This window comes from Marinobacter sp. F4216, assembly GCF_019931195.1.
Taxonomy (GTDB): domain Bacteria; phylum Pseudomonadota; class Gammaproteobacteria; order Pseudomonadales; family Oleiphilaceae; genus Marinobacter; species Marinobacter suaedae.
Genome location: NZ_JAIOUO010000003.1, coordinates 116,521 through 142,543, shown reverse-complemented (window position 1 = coordinate 142,543; position 26,023 = coordinate 116,521). Strand labels below are relative to the sequence as shown.

Annotated in this window: 18 protein-coding genes; 8 read left to right on the top strand and 10 right to left on the bottom strand. The window is 59.3% G+C overall.

Annotated features, from left to right (window positions below; genetic code table 11):
• Positions 1-62: 62 nt before the first annotated feature.
• From K8I84_RS06105 to K8I84_RS06080, 6 genes are read right to left on the bottom strand one after another with little or no spacing between them, the layout of a single operon-like run.
• The gene (locus tag K8I84_RS06105) at positions 63-1,799 is read right to left on the bottom strand and encodes a BatD family protein (protein WP_223793854.1); all 1,737 of its coding nucleotides are present in this window, start codon (positions 1,797-1,799) and stop codon (positions 63-65) included.
• The gene (locus K8I84_RS06100) at positions 1,793-3,613 is read right to left on the bottom strand and encodes a VWA domain-containing protein (protein ID WP_223793853.1); all 1,821 of its coding nucleotides are present in this window, start codon (positions 3,611-3,613) and stop codon (positions 1,793-1,795) included. The genes K8I84_RS06105 and K8I84_RS06100 overlap by 7 nt, the downstream gene beginning before the upstream one ends.
• Positions 3,606-4,631, bottom strand: coding sequence for a VWA domain-containing protein (locus K8I84_RS06095; protein WP_223793852.1), 1,026 nt, complete (start codon positions 4,629-4,631; stop codon positions 3,606-3,608). The genes K8I84_RS06100 and K8I84_RS06095 overlap by 8 nt, the downstream gene beginning before the upstream one ends.
• Positions 4,628-5,095: a DUF4381 domain-containing protein gene (locus K8I84_RS06090; RefSeq protein WP_223793851.1), complete on the bottom strand. Its 468-nt coding sequence runs from the start codon at positions 5,093-5,095 to the stop codon at positions 4,628-4,630. The genes K8I84_RS06095 and K8I84_RS06090 overlap by 4 nt, the downstream gene beginning before the upstream one ends.
• A complete protein-coding gene (locus K8I84_RS06085; RefSeq protein WP_223793850.1) occupies positions 5,092-6,036 on the bottom strand; it encodes a DUF58 domain-containing protein in 945 nt (314 codons plus the stop codon). The genes K8I84_RS06090 and K8I84_RS06085 overlap by 4 nt, the downstream gene beginning before the upstream one ends.
• Positions 6,037-6,070: 34 nt before the next feature.
• On the bottom strand, positions 6,071-7,033 hold the full coding sequence (locus tag K8I84_RS06080; RefSeq protein ID WP_223793849.1) for an AAA family ATPase: 963 nt from the start codon (positions 7,031-7,033) through the stop codon (positions 6,071-6,073).
• A 165-nt stretch (positions 7,034-7,198) separates the two neighbouring features.
• On the opposite strand from K8I84_RS06080, the gene K8I84_RS06075 reads away from it, so the two are divergent.
• The 3 genes from K8I84_RS06075 (at position 7,199) to K8I84_RS06065 (ending at position 14,455) form a co-directional block, all read left to right on the top strand.
• The gene (locus K8I84_RS06075; protein ID WP_223793848.1) at positions 7,199-12,085 is read left to right on the top strand and encodes an NAD-glutamate dehydrogenase; all 4,887 of its coding nucleotides are present in this window, start codon (positions 7,199-7,201) and stop codon (positions 12,083-12,085) included.
• A 275-nt stretch (positions 12,086-12,360) separates the two neighbouring features.
• Positions 12,361-13,410: a class I SAM-dependent methyltransferase gene (locus K8I84_RS06070; RefSeq protein ID WP_223793847.1), complete on the top strand. Its 1,050-nt coding sequence runs from the start codon at positions 12,361-12,363 to the stop codon at positions 13,408-13,410.
• Between the two features lie 118 nt (positions 13,411-13,528).
• Positions 13,529-14,455 (top strand): M14 family metallocarboxypeptidase, encoded by a 927-nt coding sequence (locus K8I84_RS06065; RefSeq protein WP_223793846.1) that lies wholly within the window; start codon positions 13,529-13,531, stop codon positions 14,453-14,455.
• Between the two features lie 196 nt (positions 14,456-14,651).
• Here the strand turns inward: K8I84_RS06065 and K8I84_RS06060 are convergent, their stop codons facing one another.
• On the bottom strand, positions 14,652-15,956 hold the full coding sequence (locus K8I84_RS06060; RefSeq protein WP_223793845.1) for a ferric reductase-like transmembrane domain-containing protein: 1,305 nt from the start codon (positions 15,954-15,956) through the stop codon (positions 14,652-14,654).
• A 317-nt stretch (positions 15,957-16,273) separates the two neighbouring features.
• On the opposite strand from K8I84_RS06060, the gene K8I84_RS06055 reads away from it, so the two are divergent.
• On the top strand, positions 16,274-17,413 hold the full coding sequence (locus tag K8I84_RS06055) for a class I SAM-dependent methyltransferase (RefSeq protein ID WP_223793844.1): 1,140 nt from the start codon (positions 16,274-16,276) through the stop codon (positions 17,411-17,413).
• A 3-nt stretch (positions 17,414-17,416) separates the two neighbouring features.
• On the opposite strand, the gene K8I84_RS06050 is transcribed toward K8I84_RS06055, so the two are convergent.
• Entirely contained in the window at positions 17,417-18,037 is a 621-nt protein-coding gene (locus K8I84_RS06050) for a riboflavin synthase subunit alpha (RefSeq protein ID WP_223793843.1), read from the bottom strand.
• A 311-nt stretch (positions 18,038-18,348) separates the two neighbouring features.
• On the opposite strand from K8I84_RS06050, the gene K8I84_RS06045 reads away from it, so the two are divergent.
• Genes K8I84_RS06045 through K8I84_RS06030 form a run of 4 tightly spaced genes read left to right on the top strand, consistent with a single transcriptional unit; the run spans position 18,349 to position 21,604 of the window.
• Positions 18,349-19,026, top strand: coding sequence for a TetR/AcrR family transcriptional regulator (locus tag K8I84_RS06045; RefSeq protein ID WP_223793842.1), 678 nt, complete (start codon positions 18,349-18,351; stop codon positions 19,024-19,026).
• Between the two features lie 60 nt (positions 19,027-19,086).
• Positions 19,087-19,584, top strand: coding sequence for a L,D-transpeptidase (locus K8I84_RS06040; RefSeq protein WP_223793841.1), 498 nt, complete (start codon positions 19,087-19,089; stop codon positions 19,582-19,584).
• Between the two features lie 23 nt (positions 19,585-19,607).
• Positions 19,608-20,798, top strand: coding sequence for a mechanosensitive ion channel family protein (locus tag K8I84_RS06035; RefSeq protein ID WP_223793840.1), 1,191 nt, complete (start codon positions 19,608-19,610; stop codon positions 20,796-20,798).
• 17 nt (positions 20,799-20,815) lie between these two features.
• Entirely contained in the window at positions 20,816-21,604 is a 789-nt protein-coding gene (locus tag K8I84_RS06030) for an S-methyl-5'-thioinosine phosphorylase (protein WP_223793839.1), read from the top strand.
• Here K8I84_RS06030 and K8I84_RS06025 read toward each other — a convergent pair.
• Both K8I84_RS06025 and mfd read right to left on the bottom strand, forming a co-directional pair.
• Positions 21,579-22,442, bottom strand: coding sequence for a CsiV family protein (locus tag K8I84_RS06025; protein WP_223793838.1), 864 nt, complete (start codon positions 22,440-22,442; stop codon positions 21,579-21,581). The genes K8I84_RS06030 and K8I84_RS06025 overlap by 26 nt on opposite strands.
• Positions 22,443-22,470: 28 nt before the next feature.
• Positions 22,471-25,986: a transcription-repair coupling factor gene (gene mfd, locus K8I84_RS06020; RefSeq protein ID WP_223793837.1), complete on the bottom strand. Its 3,516-nt coding sequence runs from the start codon at positions 25,984-25,986 to the stop codon at positions 22,471-22,473.
• Between the last annotated feature and the right edge of the window lie 37 nt (positions 25,987-26,023).

The following is a 26,023-nucleotide window of genomic DNA, read 5'->3' as shown; positions in this document are numbered from 1 at the left end:
AAGACCAGGGGGCGCCGGCACCGGCGGCAATGTCCTGGTCTCCTGCCGGTCTTGGTGCCCCATCATACGGACAGGTTGTCGGGGTAGAGCGGCGGCAGGGAATCAGTCTCTCTGGCGTCATTCAGTTTGCGCTGGCGCAGGCGGTTCAGGGCGTCCACGAGCGTACTGCCGTCCCATCCGCCTGCGTGTGTCTCGCTACCAAAGAGTCGCTCCTGCAAACGCCCCAGTTCTATCTTTACGGTTTCTTCCTGACTCCACGCCACTGCCTCGCTCACCGTCCTGAACTCATGACCGGGGAAACGATGGTTCATCCACTGGATGAACAACTGTGGAGTCTGCTGGGAACCGTCCAAGGATGCCCGAGTCAGCTCGCTGAATAAGGCTTTTTCTGAACCGTCCGTCGGTGTGATGCAGGACGTGTCCGCCCGATCAGGGCGACGGTGTGAGCGCCACCACAGCGCCAGGGTCCCCAGCCAGACCAGCCCGAGCACCAGGCTCAGCCAGGGCCAAAAGCCCGCAGAGCCGACAGGTTCCTGGTCCGGGCCATCCGATGATTCGGTTTCCTGATCAGTAAGTGACGGCTCTTGTTGTGGACTCTGTGGCTCTTGAACAGCCTCGGCTCCGGACCCCGATATGGTCAGGGTACGCGCGGGAATCACTGCGGTGCGCTGGGTGTCTGTGCTGGTATCCCACCAGGGAATGCGGATTTCCGGCAGCGTCAGTTTGCCCGCCCTGACCGGCACCAGGGCGGAGCTCTGCTTCAGAGATGACACCAGCCCCTCCTGTGTTACTTCGGTGGAACGTTCCGGCTGTTCCGGATAGCTCCTGATCCCTTCCGGCGTGACATCAGGAAGCGGGGGCAGGGCCTCGGAAGGCAGCCCCGTCGCTCTCAGTACCAATTCACGGGTCAGGTTGTCGCCAATGTAGATCTCGCCTTTGCCGGACAGGCCGGTTTCTTCCAGCGCGAGGGCACTGGCTGGCAGCCACACATCGCCAGTGAATTCCGCAGGGACATCCTTCACCGGAATGCTGTACAGCTCTTCGCTGTCCCTCAGGAACAGCAACTTTCCTTCTGAATCGCGGGCCTGGCCTTCGAACTGAATGGGTGCCAGTGAGAACTCGCCCGGGCGCTGGGGAAAAATGGCGTAACGTCGTTCTACCACCCGGTACTGCTGGCCATCCCGGTAACGGGCATATTCCCGCTGTTTACCCAGAGGTTCGATGATCGCATTGGGGTGACGGGGTTCGGACAGGTCACCCCGGATCAGCCGGCCACTGAAAAACAGGCGGACCGTGAAAGTCAGTTGCTCCTGGACATAGAGTTCGGCTTTGTCCGCCGATAATTCAATGAAGCTCACCCGGCCGGAGCTATCCTGGTCGGGCGGGCTGCCGCTGACCACCTCAATGGTAACGGGCTTCGATTTGGAATCCTTGAAGGTCAGGGACGGAATGGTCAGTGCACCGGTGCGCTTGGGGGCAACCTGATAGGTCCAGGTGAGTTCACCCACCATGTCACCGTTGATGGTCTGGATGTTGTAGCGCTGATTGCGACCGAGGATGTCGAAATCATTTTTCAGCTTGTCGATATCGGGAGCGGGGAGATCCGACAGGTCGAAATCAAACAGGTTGCTCAGGTTGACGTCCAGTTTCATCGAACCGGTGACGGTGAGGGTCAGAACCTCGCCCTCGTAGAGCCGCTTCCGATCGGGTTCGACCCGTAATTCCTCGGCATGGGAAGGCAGGCTCACCAAGAGCCCGGCAAACAGCAGAAGCAGCGGTAAAAAAAGCTTCTTTACCATGGTGTATCGCCCTCGTCTGATGGGGTCTGACGTTCCTGATATTGTTGCAGGAATTTGCGTTTCAACAGGCCGCCCGGGTCATCGGGTATTCGTCGGAGCCACTGCTCCTGGCCCTGGGACAGCGGTGTTTCCGAGATGGGGGCTGGCCCTTCCACCTGATCGGCAGACCGGGGGGCGCTGTCCCCGGAATCCGCTGCGCCGGCAGCCGGCTCGGGTTCGGTTTGCTCACCCTGGGCGCCCGGTTGCTGGTTGTTATTCTGTGCCTGGTCGGTGGTATCCGGTTGCTGTGGCTGATCGCCAGAGCCTTCCCCCTCAGACTGTTCCTGGGGGGATTGTTGCTCGGACTGTGATTGCTGGTCATTGCTCTCGGAAGAACCACCTGAACGATTGTCCTGGTTCTGCTCGGAATCCTGCTGGCCGGATCCGCCTTGCTGATCCTGATCCTGTTGCTGTTGTTGCTCCAGCAGATCCTCGACCAGATCCCGATTGAACCGGGCATCGTCCATCTCGGGCGCCTTGGACAGCGCACTGTCGTATGCCTCGATGGCTTGCTCCAGCTTACCGGCACGGGCCAGGGCGTTGCCCCGGTTATAGTCGGCCCGGGCGCTGTCTGATTGTGCGAAGGCGCGCGCAGCCTGGTCGTAGTTTTCAGACCGGTACAGGGCAGATCCCCGCCATTCGGGTGACCTGAGCTGTCTGGACGCCGCTGACGGATTATCCTTGATGAGTTCCGGTGCCCGCTGATCTTCCCTTTGCCAGAGTTCGTCCCACTCCATTGCGTGAGCGGGCTGCGGGCCCATCGGCAAGGTGGCGAGCAGGAGGACCGCGAAGGCCCCGCGGCGCCAACCGATCAGGAACAGCGGCACTGCCAGCCAGAGCAGCCAGTAGCCGTCGTCCTGCCACTGATTGATGGACTCGCTGCTGTCCTCGTCCTGCCAGTCGTCCTGCTTGGATGAGGCGAGGGCGAGGGCATCAATGTCGGTGTTATCGAGTGTCAGCCCATGGCTGCGTCCACCGGTCTTTTCCGCCAGATCCTCCATACCCTCCGGGTCGGCCCGGGTGATGACAATGTTGCCGTTATCCCGGATGAAGCCTCGCTTGGCCAGTGGAATGGGTCCCCCTTCGCTGGTGCCAACAACCAGCGTGCTCAGGGATACGCCTCCGGCATCCAGTGTCTCTTCGATGGCGGAGAAATAACGATCGTCCACCGCATCGGCAATCAGCAGGATCCGGCCTCTGCCGGGTGCCCCGTTATCCAGCAGGTTTCGGGCCTGGGCGATGGCGAGGTCCGTGCGGTTGCCCGGCGCTGGCATGATCACCGGGTCCAGCACGTCGAGCATGGCCTCAATGGTTTTACCGTCGTCGGTTAATGGGGCGACCACATGGGTATCGGCCGAGTACACGATCAGACCGTTCAGGTTGCCCTTTCGTTCGGCAAGGATGTCCCGGATTTTGCGCTTAGCGAGGGTGAGTCGGTTTGGTTCCACATCGGTGGCCAGCATGGACAGTGACAGGTCCAGAACAATGACCAGGCTGTCGCCCTGTTGCTTGAGCGGCGTGGGTGCCTGACGCCAGGCCGGGCCTGCCAGGGCGATGGCCAGCACCACGACCGCCACCATGACCGGAAGCAGTGGCGAACGTGCTGTCTTTCCGGCTGAGCCCCGATGTCGTATCACTGGTGCCAGCAGGCGTTGGGGAATAATCCGGCTCCAGCCACTGTCGCCAAGGCTCAGTTGACGCAACACCAGAACCACCAGTGGCAGGCACAGGATCAGCAGCAACCAGGCGGGGCGCAGGAAATGAAAATCAGCCATGAACATTGCCTCCGGTGGCAGCCTGTCTGGACAGGTGCCGGGATCGCATCATCCTGACCAGGAACATACCCAGGCCCAGAAGGCCAGCTAATCCAGCTGGCCAGTAATACAGGTCGGTCACCGGCCGGTAGAACTTGCCCTCCAGCTCAATTGGTTCCAGTTGGTTGATGCTCTCGTAGATCAGTTCCAGCTCCGGCAAGCTTCTTGCGCGGAAGTACTGCCCACCGGTCTGTTCCGCCATGCGAGTCAGCAGGGCTTCGTCCAGATCCCTCGAGGGATTCACCCGTCGGGAACCAAGCAGGCCCCTTTGAACCATGGTGTCGGCTCCGATTCCGATGGTGTACAGGCGGACACTGGCCGCTTCGGCAATTTCAGTGGCTTTGTCTGGCGTGATCTCTCCGGCGGTGTTGGCGCCGTCGGTTAGCAGGATCACAACGCGCTGGTCCTGGGGACGATTACGCAGTCGTTTCACGGCCAGCCCAACCGCATCACCAATGGCAGTGGCACGGCCAGCCATGCCCAGCCCGGCTTCGCTCATCAGTGTGCGCAGGGTTTTCAGATCAAAGGTCAACGGAGCCTGCACGTAGGGTTGTGTGCCAAACAGGATTAGACCCAGACGGTCGCCCTGTCGATTGGCAACGAAGTCATTCAGGACCAGCTTGACCGCCTGCAGACGATTAATGCTGCGCCCCTGAAGGATCATGTCCTGCTCGTCCATGCTGGGGGAGATGTCGACCACCAGCATCAGGTCGCGTCCGGAAACCGGCTGCTGGACCTGCTCACCCACGTGCTGGGGGCGGGCCAGTGCCAGCACCAGCAGAACCCAGGCGAGTACCAGCAATGCCCTTTGCCAGAGTGGCGTGGCCGTCCCGCTCAGGCTGACGCCCGGCAGGTCCGATAACCAGTGGCCAACGGGTAGCACAGGCGCATCAACCGTCTGGGTGGTGGGCTTGCGCCATTGCATCAACAACGGCAACAGGGCAAGCACCAGAAACCAGGGATAGGCAAAACTGATCATGATTGTTTCCTCAGCCATCGCCGGGCAAATTCAAGCGCCTGGTGAGGGTCTCCGGCAGTGTCCGGTTGCCAGGTAGCGTGCACCATGGCTTCAACCACCGGACGGGAAGCAATGCGTTCCCCCGGAGCTTTATCCAGCAAAAAAGCAATCCAGGCTTCACCGGACAGGGCCTCCGGATGCAGGTCCGGATAACGCTGCCGTGCGGCACGTTTGAGTAGACTGTTTAGCTGGCTGAACCACTGGGCGTCTGGCACCTGGTTCTTTTCCAGTTCGGCCATCTCGGCACTGGCCTGGCGACGCCAGGCATTTTTTTGCCGATGACGGCGAGCCAGCCAGAACCCCGCGATCACCAGAATCACCAGTAGCAGAGCCAGCGCCCACCAACCAGGTGCCGGTGGCCAGAAGCCGCCGGTTTCCGGAAGGTGAATGTCCCGAAGTTCGCTGAGGGGATCCTGTGGCGTCATCCGATCCGGCCTCCGGGGGCAAGCAGGGTTTTCAGGATACTGGCGGGGTCGTCCCCGGTGGAGAACAGGGCTGTTGCCACCTGGGATTTTCGGAAGCAGTCTTGCAGTGTCGCCTCGTGCTCGGCCACCTTTTGGTGCCAGGCCTCCTGAAAGCGATGATTGCCGGCGTCGAACCAGACCGGCCCCTGGGGGCCAGCGACCGCAAAGCGACCGTGGTCTGGCAACTGTTGCTCCAGGGGGTCGACTATGCGCAGGGCATTGACGGCATTGTGCCGGGCCAGTACGCCCAGGTGGGTCGCGGTGTCTGGCGACACTGACAGGAAATCACTGATGACAAAGATCCGGCTGCCGGTGTGTGCTACCCGGCGCGCTTCCATCAAGGCGTCATTCAGGGAGTTACCAGGCCGTGCGGAAGTCGGTTCGTCCGGTTCTTCGTTCGGACTGTGTTGTTGCTCGGCGAGGGTATCCAGAAGGCGAAGTACCGATTTTTTCCGGCGGGCAGGGCGCTGAACACTCAGTGTTTTGCCATTGAATACGATGCCACCCACCTGATCGCCGGACCACAAGGCCAGCCAGGCAAGCAGGCCGGTAACCTGCGCGGCACGCACCTGTTTGTAGGCACCCGTGCTGGCAAAAAACAGGGTGGGGCCAAGATCGCAGATCAGGATGATCGGGCGTTCCCGTTCCTCTTCGTAGAGCTTGGTGTGGGGAGCCTGGCGCCTGGCGGTCACCCGCCAGTCGATACTGCGAATGTCGTCACCGGGCTGATATTGCCGGACTTCCGCAAATGCCATGCCCCGGCCGCGCTGTGGCGAGCGCTGCATGCCTGCCTGGCGCGCACGGGCGGGCTTTGCCGAGGGCAGTTTCAGTGCCCGGGCGTCCGCCTGTAGTCGAATCAGGTCGGGCAGGCTGATGTGAGTTACTGCATCAATGGTAGCCATGGTGGCGGTATCAGTCTGTCCATTTGGCGCGTGTTCAGGCGGTTACGGGCACCCGGTCAATCAGTCGCTGAATGACCGTGTCGGCCGTCACGCCTTCGGCTTCGGCTTCAAAGGTCAGCAGGATGCGATGGCGAAGTACGTCGAAGGCCATGGCACGCACATCATCCGGTGTCACGTAGTCCCGGCCGTCCAGCCAGGCCAGGGCACGGGCGCATCGATCCAGTGCGATGGTGCCCCGGGGACTGGCGCCGAAGGCGGTCCAGCGGGCCAGTTCCGGATCGATATCCGTAGCATTACGTGTTGCCAGCACCAGAGCCAGCAGATAGCGTTCGACGGGTTCTGCCATGTGCAGATCAGCCACTTCGTTTCTTGCGGCAAATACCTGTTCTGCTGACAGTTTAGTGCTGGCATCCGGCTGTCCCTGACGGTAATCGTTGCGGGCCAGATGGAGGATCGCACGCTCGGCATCGGCCGAAGGGTAGTCGATGATGACTTGCATCAGGAAACGATCGAGCTGGGCTTCCGGCAGGGGGTAAGTGCCTTCCTGCTCAATGGGGTTCTGGGTTGCCATAACCATGAATAATGACGGCAGTGGAAAGGTCTTGAGTCCCACGCTGACCTGCCTTTCTCCCATAGCTTCCAGGAGTGCGGATTGCACTTTGGCCGGCGCACGGTTGATCTCATCGGCCAGAACCAGGTTGTGGAAAATCGGCCCGCGCTGGAATTCGAACTGGCCGGTTTCCGCCCGGTAGATTTCGCTACCGGTGACGTCGGAGGGTAATAGGTCCGGAGTGAACTGGATACGGTGAAAGTCACCTTCCAGGTGATCGGCGAGTGCTTTGATGGCGGTGGTTTTTGCGAGGCCGGGGGCTCCCTCGACCAGCAGGTGACCGTCGGCCAGAAGGGCAATCAGAAGTCGGTCAACCAGTTTTTCCTGTCCAATTATCCGTTTTGCTAACTGCGATCTTAGCTCACCGAACGTATGCTGTAGCGACATCGAAAAAGAATGCTCCCACTTTGTGTTTTGGCTCATTCGAGCAACGTGTATCGTCCGTAGGTAGTTGCCGCAGTTTTGGTGTCTAAACGGCAAAAATCAAGGGTTTGACTATCCTTATGTGACGTTTCGTCGATTACGTTTATTTCACAGTCACCGAGGTTAAACATGAATGCAGTGACAGTAGCCAGCAAGGATCAGTTCTTTGAGCAGTTGGCTGATGCGTTCGCCCAGAAAATAGCAAAAACAGAAGCCAAGAAAATCAGTGAGTTTGCCAAGCAGCACTATGCCCATATCCCTCTGGAGGAGCTCACCAGCCGCCGATTTTCCGATACCTATGGGGCAGTTTTGGCGTCCTGGCAGTTTCTGCAAAAACGCCAGGCGGACGAAACCCCGGTGTCGGTGTTCAACCCGGACCTGGAGAGCGATGGTTGGCAGTCGACCCACACGGTCGTTTTCATTCTGCATCCGAACATTCCGTTCCTGATCGACTCTCTGCGTATTGCGATCAACCAGCGGGAGATCGGCACCCATTCCATCCAGTATTCCATCCTGCGTGTGGACCGGGATACCGATGGTAAGCTGAGCAAGCTGCTGACAGGCCAGAAGCCGAGCAAAAAGACTCAGTACGAAGCGTTCATCGTGCTGGAGATTGACCGGCACAGTGATCCGGCAGACCTGAAAGTCCTTGAGGATGTCCTGCAGGGGGTCCTGGAGGAAGTCCGCATTGCGGTGGGTGACTTCCCGGTGGTCACCAACAAGGTCTGCGAGATCTTGGACGAGCTGAATGAGACCAAGGCGGGCATCAGTGATGAGGAAAAAGACGAGGCCCGAGCCTTCCTGAACTGGCTGGTCGAGGATCACTTCACTTTCCTGGGCTACGACGAGTACGACTTTGCCAAGGACAAAAGCGGGATGGCGGTGCGCCGGGTTGAAAACTCGGAGTTGGGTATCCTGCGTGTCAACAATGAGCGCCCGGATCGTGTGCGCCTGAACGAGCTGCCTCAGCGTACCCGGCACGAAATGACCCGGACGGACGACATCTTTATTTTCGCCAAGTCAGCCCAGCGCTCCCGGGTGCACCGTCCTGCTTACCCCGATTACATCGCGGTCAAGAAATTCAACAGCAAGGGCGAAGTGGTGGGTGAACGCCGCTTCCTTGGCCTCTATACATCACGGGTCTACAACGAGCGGCCGGACGAGATTCCGCTGCTTCGCCGGAAGGTTGAGAGTGTGATGGAACAGTCCGGCTTTATGCGTGACGACTACGCGGGCAAGGAACTGGAGCAGATTCTGACAACCTACCCACGGGACGAAATGTTCCAGATCGAAGCGGATGAGCTTTTAGAGGTCGCCAAGGATATCCTCTACATCCAGGAGCGTCGTCGTATTGAGCTGTTCATGCGCGAGGATGTGTACGGTCAGTTTGTTACCTGTCTGGCGTTTTTCCCGAGGGATATCTACAACACCGAACTTCGCATTCGAGTTGAGCAGGTGCTGCTGGATCGCCTGGATGCCGAGGATATCGAGTTTGTTACCCACTTCTCCGAGTCGCCACTCGCCCGGGTTCAGTTCACCATCCGGGTGGCTCAGGTTGAAAACCGTCAGCTTCCTCTGGCTGAAATCCGGGACAAGGTTATCGAACTGGCCCAGTCCTGGCGCGATGGCCTGAACGAGGCCTTGAGCGAATCCTACGGAGAAGAGCAGGGCAACGAGCTGTATCGGCTTTGGTCCGTTGGTTTCCCGTCCAGTTACATCGATATGTTTTCTCCCCGCCGGGCGGCCATTGATCTGGAGCACATTACCGAATCGGTTAAGAATGGCGATCTGGCCATGAGTTTCTACCGGGCGCTGGAAGAGGATGAGAGCACGCTTCACTTCAAGCTGTTCTATCCGGACGAGCCCCTGCCGTTGTCAGATGTGATGCCAATTTTCGACCATCTTGGCTTCCGGGTACTGGGCGAGCATCCGTTCGAGGTGGTGGATCGCAACGACAAATCCGTCTGGATTCATGACTTCACGCTTCAGGCCGCATCGGGGCGGGTGGTGGATATCCATCGCATCCGGCCGATCTTCGAGGACCTGTTCCGCAAGGTGTGGCACGGTGAGGCGGAAAACGATTCTTTCAACCGCCTGCTGCTCTCTTCCTACATGAGCTGGCGGGAGATTGCGCTGTTGAGGGCTTACGCCCGGTATATGCGGCAGATCCGCATCTCCAACAGCCAGAGGTTTATCTCCAACACGCTGGTTAACCACGTTGACCTGACCCGGACCCTGCTGGATTACTTCGAGGTTCGCTTCAATCCGGACCGCTTCCATAGCGAAGCGCAGATTCAGGCGGCCCAGCAGAAACTGGAAATCGAGTTTAACGCCGGTCTGGATCAGGTTGCGAACCTGAGCGAGGACCGGGTGCTTCGGTTGTATCTGGAATTGATGCAGGCCACCCTGCGGACCAACTACTACCAGCCGGATGCAAACGGTGGGCACAAGACGTACATCAGCGTAAAGCTGGATCCTTCGAAGATTCCGGACATGCCACTGCCGCTGCCGATGTTCGAAATCTTCGTCTATTCCCCGAGGGTGGAAGGTGTGCACCTTCGAGGTGGCAAGGTGGCTCGGGGCGGTCTGCGCTGGTCGGATCGATTTGAGGATTACCGCACCGAGATTCTGGGGCTGGTCAAAGCCCAGCAGGTGAAGAATGCGGTGATCGTGCCCGTTGGCGCCAAGGGTGGTTTCGTGGCCAAGCGGCTGCCGAGTCCTTCGAATCGGGAGGCGTTCCAGGCTGAAGGTATCGAGGCCTACAAGACCTTTATCCGTGGCTTGCTGGACATCACGGATAACCTGGTGGAAACCGGTATCAAGCCACCCGAGCGGGTGGTGCGGCATGATGAGGACGATCATTACCTGGTTGTGGCTGCAGACAAGGGTACCGCTACCTTCTCCGACATCGCCAATGGCTTGTCGGAAGAATACGGCTTCTGGATGGGGGATGCCTTTGCCTCTGGCGGAAGCAACGGTTACGACCACAAGAAAATGGGTATTACCGCCCGGGGTGCCTGGGTATCGGTCGAACGCCATTTCCGTGAAATGGGCCTAAACCCGGCATTGGACGAGTTCACCGCTATCGGCATTGGTGACATGGGCGGCGATGTGTTTGGTAACGGCATGTTGTGCTCCGAAAAAACCAAACTGGTAGCCGCATTCAACCATATCCACATTTTTGTCGACCCGGATCCGAACCCGGAAATGAGTTACAAGGAGCGCAAGCGTCTGTTCGAGATGCCCCGTTCCGCGTGGACCGATTACGACACCAAGCTGATTTCCAAGGGCGGTGGCGTGTTCAGTCGGAGCGCCAAGTCCATTCCGATCAGCCCTGAAATGAAGAAGCTGCTCGGCATCAAAGCGGACAAAATGCCGCCCAACATGTTGATCAGTCATATCCTCAAGGCAGAAGCTGACCTTCTGTGGGTGGGGGGTATTGGTACCTACGTGAAGGCGGCGAGCGAGACTCATTCGGATGTGGGTGACAAGGCAAATGACGGGCTTCGGATCAACGGATCCGATCTGCGCTGCAAGGTCGTGGGTGAGGGCGGTAACCTGGGCCTTACCCAACTTGGCCGGATTGAGTATGCGTTGCGCGGCGGTCGCCTGAATACGGACTTCATCGATAATGCTGGCGGCGTCGATTGTTCGGACCACGAAGTCAACATGAAAATTCTCCTGAACCAGACGGTTGCCATGGGGGACCTTACCGGGAAGCAGCGCAATATCATGCTGGAGGAAATGACCGATGATGTCGCTGCTCTGGTTCTGAAGAACAATTACCGCCAGACCCAGGCCATCAGCATCGCCAGCGAGGATGCGGCCCAGCGCCTCGAAGAATACCGGCGACTGATGAATACCCTGGAGAACGAGGGCAAGCTGAACCGGGAGCTGGAGTTCCTGCCGAACGACGAAACCCTGTCCGAGCGCAAGTTTGAGAAGAAGGGCCTGACCCGCCCGGAACTGTCGGTCCTGATTTCCTACGTGAAGGCGGGGCTCAAGCAAACACTGACTGACTCTTCACTGCCGGATGAACCGCTTCTGGCCAGTGAGATGTACAAAGTCTTCCCCCGTAAACTGACCCAGAAGTTCTCCAGTGAGTTAGGCGAGCACCAACTGCGGCGTGAAATTATCGCGACCCAGATCGCCAACGACATGGTCAACCACATGGGCATCACCTTTGTGGAACGTCTGAGCCAGTCCACCGGAGCGGATGCGCCGTCGATCGCGCTGGCCTGGATTATCGCCCGGGATGTATTCCGGATCGATAACTGGTGGGATAGGATCGAGGATCAGGATTTCAACGTGCCGGCCCAGCTGCAGATGGATCTTATGCAGGATCTGATGCGGTTGATGCGCCGCTCTGTTCGCTGGTTACTGCGTAATCGCCGTGCCGAGCTGAATATCCAGGCCCATATAGAGCGGTTTGCTGACAGCGTCTGGCAGATCACGGCAAGCCTGCCGGAATACCTTGGTAATCATGCCCGCACGGCCTGGGAGAAGCGACACAAGGAGCTGGTTGACGCCGGGCTCGGCAAAGAGTTGGCCTCCGTGGTGTCGGGCACCGATTACCTGTATTCCTCCCTCGGCATTATTGAGGCCCAGGAAGCCACCGGCATGCCGCTCAAGACTGTGGCTAACCTCTACTATGAGCTGGGGGATCGGTTGGACCTGAACTGGTTCGCCCGTGCCATTGCCACGCTCTCGCCGACCTCTCACTGGCAGGCGCTGGCGCGTGAAAGCTTCCGTGAGGATCTGGAATGGCAGCAGCGCTCGCTCACCGTGGGTGTGCTCAAGCTGGCTGGCACGCCAGAGGATGTGCCTCAGAGTGTGGATGCCTGGCTCAAGCGCCATAGCGCGCTGGTTCGCCGCTGGAAATCCATGTTGTCAGAACTCAAGGCGGTGCGTGAACCGGAGTACGCCATGTTCTCGGTGGCCTTGCGTGAGCTGTTGGATCTGGCGCAAACCACCATTCATGCCAATCAGCCGGAATCGATTGAGCCGGTGGAATAGGATGGTCAAAACTCTGTATTGCGAAAATATAAAATAGCGTCGAATGCTTCGTGGTCTGCGTCACTCAGGATGGGGTGGCGCGTTCACGGACGATGTTGGCCTTATTTTCCAATCGAGTGGGCACGGTATCGCGCTACAAGTAAGTACCGTACCTGCCCCTCATTCCACTGTTTAAACCGCACCCTCCGGGGCTTCGCCTCGGGCGAGACTTGGAGGGCATTTCCGGTTAGAGTATCTCGCCTCAAAACCTACCCATGTTCGGGAATACTGCAGCCATGTCCGCTTTGCCCAACTCCCATCAGGCCCTGCTTCGAGTAAACCATGTGCTCTCCGGTCGGCTTGCCCTGTTTGGCGTCACTGCGCCGGAACTGCTGGCCAAGCTGCCACAGGGTGGCTTGGTGATGACCGATCACGTTGGCTACGCCAATCAACTGGCCGGCCACACCGGCTGGCAGGTGTGGTTTGGCTACGACCACCCGCAGCTGAATGCGGCCCAGGCTGACACAGTTGTTGTGTTTCTCCCCAAGGCTCGGGCCGAGCTGGATCTCCGGCTGGCGGTAGCACGAAAGATCATCGCCCCAGGCGCGCGACTGCTGGTCCTGGGGGAGAAAAAGGAAGGCATTGCCGGTGCGGTAAAGCAGCTTAAAGCCGTCGCCCCAGATGCCATCAAGCTGGATAGTGCCCGGCATTGTCAGATCTGGAGTGCTGAGGCTGTGGAGCCCCTGGATCGCTTTGATCTGACGGCCTGGATGACCTGGCACTCGATCAGCCGGCAAGGCGTGACCGTGGAGGTTTGCGGATTGCCGGGAATTTTCAGTCGGGGTGAATTGGACGAAGGCACGGCTGCTTTGCTGGATACCTTGAATCAGGCTCCCGTCGCTGGTGAGCGTGTCCTGGATTTTGCGTGTGGCGCCGGGGTGATTGGTGCCTGGCTGCAGGGGTGGCAACAGAAGAACGGGCTGCCTGTGAGCCAGGTGGATGGCATTGATGTGCAGTCTCAGGCAGTTATCTCTGCCAGGGCGACCTATGAGCGTGCAGGTGCGCACGGAAATATTATCGCCTCCGATGGTCTTGAGGATGTGGAAGGTTCCTGGAACGCCATTGTCACCAATCCGCCATTCCACGCCGGGGTAAAGACCGATACCTCAATGACCGAGCGTTTTCTCCAGAGCGTTTCCCGACATCTTGCCCCCCGGGGCGAGTTGCGGCTGGTGGCCAATACCTTCCTTCCCTACAAATCACTCATCGAGCGTTTCATCGGGCCGGCAGAGCGGCTGCACGAAGATCGCAAGTTCACGGTCTATCGGGCATTCCGGAAGCGCTAAACGCCCCCTTGTATCGTTACACAGTGATTTATGAGTCCAGTGGAAAGTCCCAGGTTGAGCAGGGCGCTGCGAATGCTAGAATGCCCGCCTGCATCGCCAATCACTGGAGAAAAGCGACATGAACACGGCTCCCGCCACCTATCCAATCGGCACGCCCGGCACCCCCTGGAGTGAAGAAGAACGCGCCGAATGGTTGTCACGACAGACCCGCCACCGGAGTTACGAATCCGAGGTGCTGAGCGCCATCGGTCGCCTGAGCCCACGTTTTGACGTCCAGGAGTATGGCCGTCTGGAGTATGGCTCCGATGTGTATCCTTTGATGGCGATCCGCAGCCGGGAATGGCAAGAGGATTTGCCGGTTGTGCTGGTTACGGGCGGAGTACACGGCTATGAAACCAGTGGTGTGCACGGAGCGCTGCAGTTCATCGATCAGCACGGGGCGGATTACGCGGGCCGCGTCAACGTACTGGTGGCGCCGTGCGTAAGCCCCTGGGGATACGAGCGTATCCACCGCTGGAATGCCAACGCCATCGACCCGAACCGCTCGTTCCACGACGACAGTCCGGCTGAAGAAGCGGCAGCACTCATGCGACTGGTGGCTCCCTTGCGTGATCGGGTGCTGCTGCACATTGACCTGCACGAGACCACCGATACCGATGAAACCGAGTTTCGTCCCGCGTTGGCTGCCCGCGATGGCAAGCCCTTTGAACCGGGCGGTATTCCCGATGGTTTCTATCTGGTGGATGACAGCGAGAACCCGCAGCCTGAATTCCAGCAGGCACTGATCGAGGCGGTGGAGCCGGTCACTCATATTGCGCCGGCCGATGACAAAGGCGAATTGTTCGGCTCACCGATGGTCGCCCGGGGTGTAATCCAGTACCCGCTCCAGAAGCTTGGCCTGTGCGCCGGTATGACGGATGCCCGCTACCGGACCACCACCGAAGTGTACCCGGATAGCCCGCGGGCAACACCCGAGCAATGCAATACTGCGCAGGCCGTCGCAGTGTGCGCCGCGATCGACTACGCGCTGGCGCATCGGCAGTAAGCGCAATGGGGGGCAAGCTAGCCCCCTGTCCAGCGTGGTTCGACAGAAGAACCGCCGTTAGCTGTGATCAGAATGTGATTGAGAGGCGAGCACCAGCTAGCGCAACACGAAAGCGAGCAGTATCAGGCATAAGGTGATCGTCAGAGTCCAGGTGATCAAGGAAACCCGCTGGCTCTGACTCACACGCTTGATTGGATTAGTCATAATCGAATCGCTCCGAAAGGATACGATCAGAGGGCGTGCCCCTCTCAATCAGGTGGTTTTCAACGATATCCATCATGATCGCGGGTCCGCACATCACAAAGACCCACTCTCTGAACTCATCTTCTGAAAACACGCGATCCATCAAGGAACCGTCGATGAAGCCTTTCTCGCCATTCCAGGTGTCGGGCGGTTCCGACAGCACAAAGACTGCGCCCTCCGCATCCAGCTCCTCGCGATAGGCAATCTGGTCGAACCTCCGATTGCCGTAGACTAATTTCACCTTGCGCGAATCGCCCGTCAGGCGCAATTGCCTGAGTATGCCCCGCAGCGGAGCAAGGCCGACGCCGCCGGCAATGAGGGCGACCCCGGGTTCGGTGCGATCATCGACAGACAGATTTCCGTAGGGGCCATCCAGATAGGCGAGCGTTCCAGGTCTGATCTGGCCCACGGTTCGCGTAAAGTCGCCAAGTTCCTTGATCATGAAGGAGATTGCCGGCCCGGCCGCCGGCGCTGAGCTAACGGAAAAGGGATTCTCCTTCATCGAAAAGGGGCTATGACCCACATTGAGCCAGACGAACTGCCCGGCCCGGTAGTCAAGGCCGGGATGACCCTCTGGCTGTACAATCAGTTCCCATTGTTTTGGCGTTAACTGGACGACTGAGGTCACCCGCCAGGGGTGCTTCTTCTGCAGAAACGGAACCAGCAGGTAAACGCTCAACAGGGACCCGGCGGCCACACCCGTCAGTACCAGCCACACCCAGGTCATCAGGGGCTGCGACCCGTAGCGGCCTGCCGAAACGGTGTGGTGGAGCAGAAGAATGGCGATCAGGAATGCGCCAATGCCATGCAAAAGGCGCCATGTCTCATATTTGTAACCCAGTTGCTTGCGTCCGATCGCCAGCACAACAAGGCTCGGGAGAAGAAGGTAGGCCGCAATGCCTGTCGACAGTGCTGAAAATTCCGTCGTGATCGTCAATTCCCGGGTCGGGTCCCAGGGGCGCAGACCACCCGAAGGCGTCCCCTGGTAAAGAAACGGGTGCAGGAGTGCAAAGGCCAGAGCCGTGCGAGCCATGATCTGGTGGAAACGCATGGTTACATCCATGCCTACGCCATTTGAAATGCTCTTGAAGCGGCCGGACAGGATAAATTCCGCAAGGATCATCGAGAAGGCAAGAATGCCAAGGCCGGATGCCAGCTCCTGGTGAAACGGGCGAGGCGGGCCTCCCACCCAGGCGGACAGGACCAACGGAAGGGCGACAGCGACAAGGTAGATAACAATCAAAAAGAGCGCTTTCATCCGGCGGGTCCGTTTCACCTCCTGTGGCCTTGCAATTTAGTCGGTGAATGCGGCCTTGGCAACGCGGGAACGGTTCATGAGTCCGGCGGCTGTTGTGTTCTCGCGTCGAGCATTGATGGGCTTCTGTGTTACCAATTTCCGTGTGGCCAAAACGAAAAAAGCCCCTGGGGTAAGGGGCAAGAAGGTTCGCGTCCTTGAACATAGGAGCCAACCGGAAAAGGGATACTGCCTGTACGATTCCAACGTTAAGATTTATTTCTAGAATAATCAGCCTAGAATACCCCTCCTGTGACCCAGTTCCGGTTGAGTGCCCTGAAATGCCCGCTTCTACACTTGATTTCTCCGGTGGAAATCTCTCGCTTTCCCGCCCCGGCAAGGCCGCTTCGTTGCGTGCCTGGGATGCTGCGGATGGGCTGTTGCTGACCGAGGCAGTGGCCCGGATCACACCTTCGGAAATGCAGCGTGTTCTGGTAGTGGATGATCAGTTCGGCGCGTTAACACTCGGTTTGTCGGCATTTGGACCAGACGCGGTCGCCGACAGCGCGGTACTTCCCGTAGCCCTTGTTGATAACGCTCGTCGCAATCCTGAGCTACCGCCACCGGTCGCGGTTCGAAGCTGGCTGAATCCACCAGAAGGCCCCTACCATGCGATTGTGCTTCGTATCCCGAGACACAGCGATTACCTGGCGTGGCTTCTGCGCTGGGTGAATGGTGTTTTGGCGGATGACGGCCTGCTGCTGGCGGGCGGCATGATCAAGCACTTGCCGGACCGCAGCGTGGATGTCTTTGCCCAGGCGGTTCAAACCGAAGAGGTGTGCCCGGCCCGCAAGAAAGCGCGAGTGATTGTATGTCGGCCGGGAACGGCCAGTCTGGCGGATTGGAGCGGGGCCTGGAAAGGGTATGCGCTGGATCAGAGCGAGCTCACTGTTCAGGCCCTTCCGGCGGTGTTTGCGCGGGAGAAACTCGATATCGGAACCCGCCTTTTTCTTCCTCATGTTCGAGAATCGGTCTCGGTGCTCTCAGCGGGCGACCGCGTGCTTGACCTTGCCTGCGGTAACGGGGTGGTTGGCCTGGCGGCGCTGACGGAGCGGGAGGATCTGGAGCTGACCTTCAGCGATGTCTCCAGTCAGGCGGTGGCCAGCGCGCAGCGCAATCTCTCAGAGGCGTTTCCGTCGGCACGCGTTCAATGCCTTCATGCCGATGGCATTGATGCTGGCGCCGGCCAATTCGAGCGGATTCTGTTGAACCCGCCGTTCCACGAAGGTGGCGTCGTGGGTGATCACATTGCCCTGCGGCTGTTCGCGCAGGCCAAAAAGCATTTATCGCCAACCGGACGGTTGCTGATGGTGGGCAATCGTCATCTGGGGTATCACCGCAGCCTGCGTACGTTCTTCCCGGTGGTTCGCCAACTGGATGCGAACCCCAAGTTTGTGGTGCTTGAGGCGGCCTTCCGGTAGTGCCTACAGGGTGGGAGCGGGGCGGTCGTAGCCCATGCGCGCCAGGGTATCCACAATGGTCTGGGTCTGACTGTCGATCTCGATGTTCACCCGGTTGCCCTGGCTGACCGTGCCAAACGTGGTTGCCCGCAGGGTTTCGGGAATCAGGTAGACATTGAAACGGTTATCGCGCACCTCACCGATGGTCAGGCTGGCACCGTTGATGGCAATGTAACCCTTTGGGAAAATGTAGCGAGTCCATTCCTGTGGCACTTCAAACCAGATGGTCACGTTGTTTTCCGTTCGTACAATTTCGACGATGTCAGCGGTGGTGTGAACATGTCCTGACAGCAGGTGACCGCCGATTTCATCACCGATTCGGGCGGCCCGCTCAAAATTAACCGCGTCGCCGGCGCTGAGATCGCCCAGGGTGGTCAGGCGCAGGGTTTCCTGCATGGCATCGAAGTAGAGGGTCTCGTTTTCCTGTCGGGTCACCGTCAGGCAGGTGCCGTTGATGGCCACCGAGGCGCCAATTGCCACACCATCGACTTTGTCGTCAGGAAGGCGAATAGCAAACGTGCTGAGCCCGGGCGCTTCGGTTACGTTCTCAATGGTTGCGATGCCCTGAACAATGCCTGTGAACATAACAAGTGCCTCCTGGGATTCCTGCGTGGTTTGCTGGGGGAGGCACAGAATAGCGATCCGGGCTTTGCTTGCCAAGGCGCCGGTTGCCCCACTTTCTGAGCCGTCGTAAGCATGTTCGTCTATACCTTATGTATATGTTGGAGGCAGAAAAGGCCTGCAGCCGTGGGCAATAAGGTATTTTTCAGAGGTGATCAGACCGCCATTGACCGTGGCTGGCCGGAGGTCGCTGCAGAGCCAGAGACACGAACTTGACATAAAACGGCGTCAAACGTATGTTTCAAACAGACGTTTGCTAGAGGTTCGACAATAAAATGGCGCAGTCAGACACTGTAGATAAAATACTGGACGCAGCGGAGGAGCTGTTCGCTGAGCGGGGCTTTTCGGAAACCTCTCTGCGCATGATTACCAGCAAGGCCAATGTAAATCTGGCCGCGGTCAATTATCACTTTGGTTCGAAGAATGCGCTGATCCACGCCGTGTTCGCCCGCTTTCTGACGCCTTTTTCCGCAACCCTCGAAACAGCATTTGATGCGCTCGAGGCCCGTTGCGAAGGCAAGCCGCCAACCCTCAATCAGACACTCTGGGCGTTGACCGAAAGCGCAGTGCGCATGCCCCAGCGCAACGAGAAGGGCATTTCCATCTTTATGCGTTTGCTTGGCCTGGCCTATACCCAGTCCCAGGGCCATCTCCGCAAATTCCTCGAGCAGGAATACAGCGAGCCCTTTGGCCGGTTCATGCGTCTGCTCAAGGAAGCAACGCCGCAGCTGTCTGCTGTAGATCGTTACTGGCGCATCCAGTTCATGCTGGGCGCAACCGCCTTCACCATGTCCAGCAGCGATGCACTCCGGGATATCCTGCAGAACAAACTGGGGGTAGAAACCACGGTACAGGAGATCGCCAGCCGCCTGGTACCGTTCCTTGCCGCGGGTATGCAGGCGGAAGATGCCATGCTGGTTCCCCCGCAATCGGAAAAGGTCTCGGTTGCCTGATTTCCCACCTCTCGGTTAGGCTTCCTCTGGATACATCCGCCAGTTGGGAGCCAGACCGGTTTGAGTGATACCTCCATCCCCCTCCAGATCAACATCAGTATCGCACGCCAATCGCTGACCCTGACGGGGCCGGACGGTGGTGTGGTGGCCGAATACCCGGTTTCCACTGGCCTGAACGGGGTTGGTGAGCAAGACGGCAGTGGCCGTACGCCGCAGGGCGAGCACTACGTGCGTGCAATGATTGGCGCCGACCAGCCATTGGGCACCGTGTTCCGCGGGCGCCGGCCAACCGGTGAAATCTACAGTGACGAACTGGCCAGCAACCACCCGGAGCGGGATTGGATACTCAGTCGCATTCTGTGGCTTTGCGGCCTGGAATCCGGCCGAAACCGGGGGGCCGGGGTCGATACTTTCCGCCGCTTCATATACATTCACGGCACACCAGACACCGAGCCCATGGGCATTCCCATGTCCCATGGCTGCGTGCGCATGCGCAATGCCGATGTGATCGACCTGTTCGAGCGGGTCGAGGCGGGCACACCGGTGATCATTCAATAAACCAGGTTGTTCAGAGGGATTCGATGTTCGAAAAGGCACATTCCACCGTTGATAACTGGATTGCCAGTTTTGGTCTGCTGTCCCAGAGTTGGCGCGTGGCGCTGGTCGTGTTTGCCCTGGTGGTCGGCACCGCCACGGTTGCGTTCCTGGCAAGCCGGATCATTGGGTTTCTCGAGCGCAAGTTCAGCAATACCAAGAACCACTGGGACGATGCGTTGCTGCATGCGGTGCGCAAACCGGTGGTCGCTTTTGTCTGGCTGCAGGGTGTCTACTGGGCAGCCGAGGTGGCCTATCGCCACTCTGAAGCGGAGATTTTCAAGGTCAACCAAACCATCCTGGAAGTCGGTTTCATCTGGTTGCTGGGCTGGTTCCTGCTTCGACTAATCCGGCAGGGTGAAAGTATCCTGGTGTCCCCGGTAAAGATGAAGCGGCCCATGGATTACACTACGGTAAACGCCGTCAGCAAGCTGGCCCGGGCAGCGGTGATCATCACCGTCGTATTGATTGCCATGCAGTCGCTGGGGTACAGCATTTCCGGGGTGCTTGCTTTTGGTGGTGTTGGTGGTGTGGCTGTAGGCTTTGCCGCCAAGGATCTGCTGGCGAACTTCTTTGGTGGTGTCATCATCCATTTCGACCGCCCCTTCAAGGTTGGCGACTGGGTGCGTTCACCGGATCGCAGTATCGAAGGTGTGGTGGAACACATCGGTTGGCGGATTACCACCATTCGCACCTTTGATAAGCGCCCTCTCTACGTTCCCAACGCGGCGTTCACCACAATTGCGGTCGAGAACCCGTCGCGCATGACCAACCGGCGCATCAGCGAAACCATTGGTATCCGCTATGCGGATGTGAACCAGATGGATCAGATCGTGTCGGATATCAAGTCCATGCTGCAGGGTCATGAGGAAATCGACACCAACCAGACTCTTATCGTGAACTTCGTGGCATTCAATGCCTCCTCCCTGGATATCATGGTCTACACCTTTACCAAAACGACGGACTGGGTGCATTTCCATGAGATCAAACAGGATGTGTTGCTGAAGATCAGTGGCATTATCGAGGGCTACGGTGCCGAGGTGGCGTTCCCGACCCGGACGCTTCATTTGCCGGATGGCGTTCGCCTCGCTCAGGAGCAGGCGCAAGAAGGCAAGGCTGAAGGGCGGCAGGCACAGGCGACGGAGTCCGAATCACGGGAGCCCGCCAGTCAATCCTGAACCATACGAGGAATCCCATGAAGGCGCAGCCAGATAGCCGGCCAGTGGGCATTATTGGTGGTACCGGTTTAACCACGCTTAGCGGGCTGGAAATTACCGGCGAACAAGCCGTGAGCACTCCGTGGGGAGAGCCTTCGGCTCCTCTGGTGGAAGGGAGCCTGGGAGACCTGCCGGTGGTGTTCCTGGCCCGTCATGGCAACCCGCACCGAATTCCGCCGCACCAGGTGAATTATCGTGCCAACCTGCAGGCGCTGTTCGACGCCGGTGTTCGAACGGTTGTGGGTGTCAACGCCGTGGGCGGGATTCATTCGGACATGGGGCCGGCTCACGTGGTCGTGCCCGACCAGCTAATCGATTACACCTGGGGCCGGGCCAGCACTTTTTTTGAGGGCGAGCTCGACGCGGTCACCCACATTGATTTCACCTTCCCCTATGACTCGGACGCCCGAAAAGTATTGCTTGACGCTGCGGCAGGGCAGGGGATCCAGTGCTCCGATTTTGGTGTGTATGGCGCAACGCAGGGGCCCAGGCTGGAAACGGCCGCGGAAATCCGCCGGATGGAGCGGGATGGCTGTGACATTGTGGGTATGACCGGGATGCCGGAGGCTGTGCTGGCGGCCGAACTGGGTATGCGGTATGTCTGCCTGGGGCTGGTGGTGAACTGGGCGGCTGGGAAGTCAGATCACATCATTACCATGGAAGAGATCAAAGCGGCCATCGACACCGGCATGAGCGATGTGAAGCTCATGCTGGAGCAGTCGATGGCCGGGCTGGGAGCACTTACTCCGTTGCCTCAATCTTCTTGAAGAACACCAGAACGCCGATGGTGGGGGAGTCCAGGAAATGGATTTCCTCGCTGCGCATGCGGCGGGTTTCCCGAATCCAGGTCAGCAGTTCCAGGGGGGCTCCGGTAAAACCGGGCTGGATGTTGCCCTGTTCAGTCATCTGAATTCCGTCCTCGGCCTCACCCTGAGCGCCCGTGCCGATAGCCGCGTTTGCGTTGGCCGCAGCCGGCGCTTCTTCGGACGCCATCGCGGTTTCACCTGAGCTCACACCAGCTTCCCCTGTGGAAAGAGCTGTCATGTCTGGCGTTGTGGCAGATTCATCGTATTGCCAATGATTCAGATGCACATCGACGTGCAGGTAACGCTGGCGGTCGATGGTGATGGTGCCCTCGATTTCCCGGATGCCTGCGCGCTCCAGCCAGTCCCCAACGGCAACCTTCAGCGGTTCGCCCTCATAATCTGGTGGGAATGCCTGGTACCAGCCTGCATTCACCAGTACCCGGTATCGCCCGCTGTTCACCAGGCGTTGGGCGGCACTGTTCAGTGAAAGCTCTGAGGTGGGGGCGAGTTCCAGGGTGGTTTCCACGGTACCGTCCTGGGCGATGGCCTGCAGGGTGGATTCCGTTTCCGGTGTGGGTTCCACCGTCTGGGTGCTCATGAACTCATTGACCGCCGCAGGTTCAATGCGGCGTTCGAGGATGACCAGCTCGGCCCGGTAATAATCATCCGGTATGCCTTGCCCCGCGTCCGTCACCGGGATGGTTTCCTGGGACTGCCCTGCGAGTGGCAATGACAACAGCAGGCCTGCGAACAGTGCCCGTGCCTGAGCGCGGCGCGATGAGAGACCGTCAATTTGCAAGGGGGTACTCCACATTTGAATCGGTTATCTAGGAGGCGGCTTCCTTCGCTTTTTCAGGGGTCAGCTCGCCCAGCATCTTGGAAATGCTGTCGAGTTTACCACTGGTGGATGTGTCCTTCAGCCGAAAACGGAAGCTGTTGGCGCCTTCGAGTCGGAACTGGTCGGATGCTGACTGTACTTTCTCGACCAGAACCAGCGGATCCACGGGGGTGGAGGGGCCAAACTCGAAGCGCACCCACTCGCGACCGGCATCCACCTGCACGATACCCAGGCTCTCTGCGAGCAGTCTCAACTCGGTCTGGCGGATCAGGTTTTTCGCGGGATCGGGCAGCAGGCCAAAGCGATCAATCATCTCAACCTGCAGTTCTTTCAAGTCATCCCGGCTGTCCACGCTGGCGATACGCTTGTACAGCATCAGCCGGTTGTGAACGTCTGGCAGGTAGTCCTCCGGGATCACGGCCGGTATGCGCAGGTTCATTTCCGTGCCGTGGCTCAGGGGCAGGTCAGCGTTCGGGGTGCGTCCCTCCCTGATGGCTTTGACGGCCTCGTCCAGTAGCTGCATGTACAAAGTGAAGCCAATGGTTTCGATCTGCCCGCTCTGTTCTTCGCCCAGCAGCTCGCCGGCACCGCGAATCTCCAGGTCGTGGGTGGCCAGCATGAAGCCGGCGCCCAGGTCCTGGGATTCCGAGATGGCGTCCAGGCGCTTCTTGGCGTCCGAAGTGATCGAGCGCGGGGGAGGCGTCAGCAGGTAGGCGTAGGCCTGGTGGTGGGATCGGCCAACCCGGCCCCGCAACTGATGCAGCTGTGCCAGACCGAACTTGTCGGCCCGCTCGATGATGATGGTGTTGGCGCTGGGAATGTCGATACCGGTTTCAATGATGGTGGTGCACACCAGCACGTTGAAGCGCTTGTGGTAGAAATCCGACATGATCTGTTCCAGTTCCCGCTCGCGCATCTGGCCGTGGGCGACACCCACCCGGGCTTCGGGGATCAATCGGCGCAAGTCCTCGGCGGTTTTCTCGATGGTCGCGACATCGTTGTGCAGGAAGTACACCTGACCGCCCCGCAGGATCTCCCGCAGGATGGCCTCTTTCACCATGGCGTCGTCCCGCTGGCGCACAAAGGTCTTGACCGACAGCCGTCGTGCCGGCGGCGTGGCGATGATCGACAAATCCCGAAGGTGCCCCATGGCCATGTTCAGTGTGCGGGGGATGGGGGTGGCGGTCAGGGTCAGCATGTCGACCTCCGCCCGCAGGGCTTTCAGCTTCTCTTTTTGCTGGACGCCGAAGCGGTGTTCCTCGTCAATGATTACCAGTCCCAGGTTCTTGAACTTGATGTCCCCCTGCAGGAGCTTGTGAGTACCGATCACAATGTCGGCCTTTCCTTCCTCGATGGCGGTCAGGGCCTTGCTGGTCTGGCCGCTGCTGCGGAAACGGCTGAGCAGTTCCACGTTGACCGCGGTATCGGAGAAGCGATCCCGGAAGGACTCGTAATGCTGCTGTGCCAGCAGGGTGGTGGGCACAAGAACGGCAACCTGTTTGCCAGAATGGCTGGCAATGAATGCGGCCCGCATGGCCACTTCGGTTTTACCAAAGCCCACGTCACCGCAGACGAGGCGATCCATCGGGCGCTCGCCGGTCATGTCTTCGATCACGGACGCGATCGCCACTTCCTGGTCCGGGGTTTCCTCAAACGGGAAGCCCGCTGCGAAAGCCCGGTAGGCTTCCTTGGGGTCTTCAAAGCTGAAGCCCTTCCTGGCTTCCCGGCGGGCGTAGACATCCAGTAATTCAGCGGCGGTGTCGCGAATCTTCTCCAGCGCTTTTTGCTTGGCGTTGCTCCAGCGTTCGGTGCCGAGCTTGTGCAGAGGCGCGTGCTCCTCATCGGTACCGGCGTATCGGGAGATCAGGTGCAGGCTGGATACCGGCACGTACAGCTTGGAGCCGCCGGCGTATTCCAGGGTCAGGAATTCGTTCGATTCGCTTTCTACGGTGATGGTTTCCAGCCCCTTGTAGCGGCCAACCCCGTGGTCGATATGAACCACCGGAGCGCCGATCCGGAGTTCGGACAGGTCCCGGTAGCCTGCGTCGTCGGTCTGTGTCGGTTTCTCCCGGCGACGGCGCTGCAAGACGCGCTCACCAAACAGCGCCGTCTCGGTGATCAGCGCGATGTGCTCTTCCGGCAGGACCAGGCCCTGCTCCATGGGGGCGATGGTGATGCCGAGGGTGCTGTCTCGGTCATTGAGGAAGGATTGCCAGCTGTCCTGCGTGGCGAGCTTGAGCTGGTGATCGCCCAGGTTCTCAATCAGGGCTTCCCGGCGACCGGAGGATTCCGCGCAGATAAGGACCCGACCGGTGAATTCGTTGAGGAATCGTTTGAGGCGACCGGAGGGGTCGGCGGCGCGCCCATCCATCGCCACATCCGGGAGGCTGGTAGTTGGGCAATTCTCCGCGCCTGCTCCCTCGGCAGCCTCTGTGGTGGTTGTCACCCGGGGGAAGTTCTTCAGATGACCGAACAGTTCGTCCTGCTGCAGGAACAGTTCCGTGGGCGGAAGAATCGGGCGCAGCCGGTCGTGTCGGCGATCCTCATGGCGGGCCCGGGTTTCCGCGTCGAACAGGCTCACCGCGTCGTTAAGGCCGTCAGCGGTGAATACCAGTGTGTTGCCCGGCAGGTAATCGAACAGGGTGGCGGTATGGTCGAAGAACAGCGGCAGGTAGTACTCGATGCCCGGCGAGGTAATGGCCTGGGTGACGTCCTTGTAGATCGGCGCGTCTTTGTCGGCATCCGGGAAATATTCGAACCAGCGGTTGCGGAAGCCGGAACGGGCGTCCTTGTGCCACGGAAACTCGTAGGCAGGCAACAACTCGATGCGCTCAATGCGATCAATGGAACGCTGGGTCTCCGGATCGAAGGTCCGCAGGGTTTCGATCTCATCGTCGAACAGATCGATCCGGTAGGGCAGGTTGGAGCCCATCGGGTAGATGTCCAGAATGGCGCCCCGAACCGCGTATTCGCCATGCTCGTAGACATTCTCACTGTGCCGGTAGCCGGCTGCTTCGAGCTGCATTCGCCACGCATCAATATCCAGCGACTGGCCCACTTCCAGCAGCAGGGTGTTGCCCTGCAGGTAATCCACCGGTGCCAGCCGGTGCATCAGGGTCCGCGCAGGGACCACCAGTACGCCGTGTCGGGTCGAGGGCAGGCGGTGGAGCGTGCGGATGCGCCGGGATGTGATGTCCTGGTGAGGTGAGAACAGGTCGTAGGGCAAGGTTTCCCAGTCCGGTAGGGAAAGCAGTTCCAGGCCGTCAGGTGTCAGGGTCTCGGATTCGTCTGAGGTTGATAGACCCAGGAAGAAACGCATGGCCTGTTCCAGTCGAATCGCCTCGTCGGTGCTGCGTGTAATGACCAGCGTCAGGCCTTTGTGGGCCCGTGCGCTTTCGCAAATGGCCAGGGCATCACTGCTGCCATGCAGCTGGCCCCACGTTCGATGGTCGGCGGCTTTCTGGGGGGCTTCCGGGGCGATCAGCGAATGAGGTGGTCGCGGCATGGGGTTTCCTTGGCTCATTGGCGAGACGTTTCTCCTG

What these genes read in the sequence shown, in the direction of transcription:
- K8I84_RS06105 (WP_223793854.1), bottom strand. Translation starts at nt 1,799, where the DNA reads ATGGTAAAGAAGCTTTTTTTACCGCTGCTTCTGCTGTTTGCCGGGCTC.
- K8I84_RS06075 (WP_223793848.1), top strand. Translation starts at nt 7,199, where the DNA reads ATGAATGCAGTGACAGTAGCCAGCAAGGATCAGTTCTTTGAGCAGTTG.
- mfd (WP_223793837.1), bottom strand. Translation starts at nt 25,986, where the DNA reads ATGCCGCGACCACCTCATTCGCTGATCGCCCCGGAAGCCCCCCAGAAA.
- K8I84_RS06050 (WP_223793843.1), bottom strand. Translation starts at nt 18,037, where the DNA reads ATGTTCACAGGCATTGTTCAGGGCATCGCAACCATTGAGAACGTAACC.
- K8I84_RS06095 (WP_223793852.1), bottom strand. Translation starts at nt 4,631, where the DNA reads ATGATCAGTTTTGCCTATCCCTGGTTTCTGGTGCTTGCCCTGTTGCCG.
- K8I84_RS06065 (WP_223793846.1), top strand. Translation starts at nt 13,529, where the DNA reads ATGAACACGGCTCCCGCCACCTATCCAATCGGCACGCCCGGCACCCCC.
- K8I84_RS06035 (WP_223793840.1), top strand. Translation starts at nt 19,608, where the DNA reads ATGTTCGAAAAGGCACATTCCACCGTTGATAACTGGATTGCCAGTTTT.
- K8I84_RS06100 (WP_223793853.1), bottom strand. Translation starts at nt 3,613, where the DNA reads ATGGCTGATTTTCATTTCCTGCGCCCCGCCTGGTTGCTGCTGATCCTG.
- K8I84_RS06090 (WP_223793851.1), bottom strand. Translation starts at nt 5,095, where the DNA reads ATGACGCCACAGGATCCCCTCAGCGAACTTCGGGACATTCACCTTCCG.
- K8I84_RS06030 (WP_223793839.1), top strand. Translation starts at nt 20,816, where the DNA reads ATGAAGGCGCAGCCAGATAGCCGGCCAGTGGGCATTATTGGTGGTACC.
- K8I84_RS06055 (WP_223793844.1), top strand. Translation starts at nt 16,274, where the DNA reads ATGCCCGCTTCTACACTTGATTTCTCCGGTGGAAATCTCTCGCTTTCC.
- K8I84_RS06060 (WP_223793845.1), bottom strand. Translation starts at nt 15,956, where the DNA reads ATGAAAGCGCTCTTTTTGATTGTTATCTACCTTGTCGCTGTCGCCCTT.
- K8I84_RS06070 (WP_223793847.1), top strand. Translation starts at nt 12,361, where the DNA reads ATGTCCGCTTTGCCCAACTCCCATCAGGCCCTGCTTCGAGTAAACCAT.
- K8I84_RS06080 (WP_223793849.1), bottom strand. Translation starts at nt 7,033, where the DNA reads ATGTCGCTACAGCATACGTTCGGTGAGCTAAGATCGCAGTTAGCAAAA.
- K8I84_RS06085 (WP_223793850.1), bottom strand. Translation starts at nt 6,036, where the DNA reads ATGGCTACCATTGATGCAGTAACTCACATCAGCCTGCCCGACCTGATT.
- K8I84_RS06045 (WP_223793842.1), top strand. Translation starts at nt 18,349, where the DNA reads ATGGCGCAGTCAGACACTGTAGATAAAATACTGGACGCAGCGGAGGAG.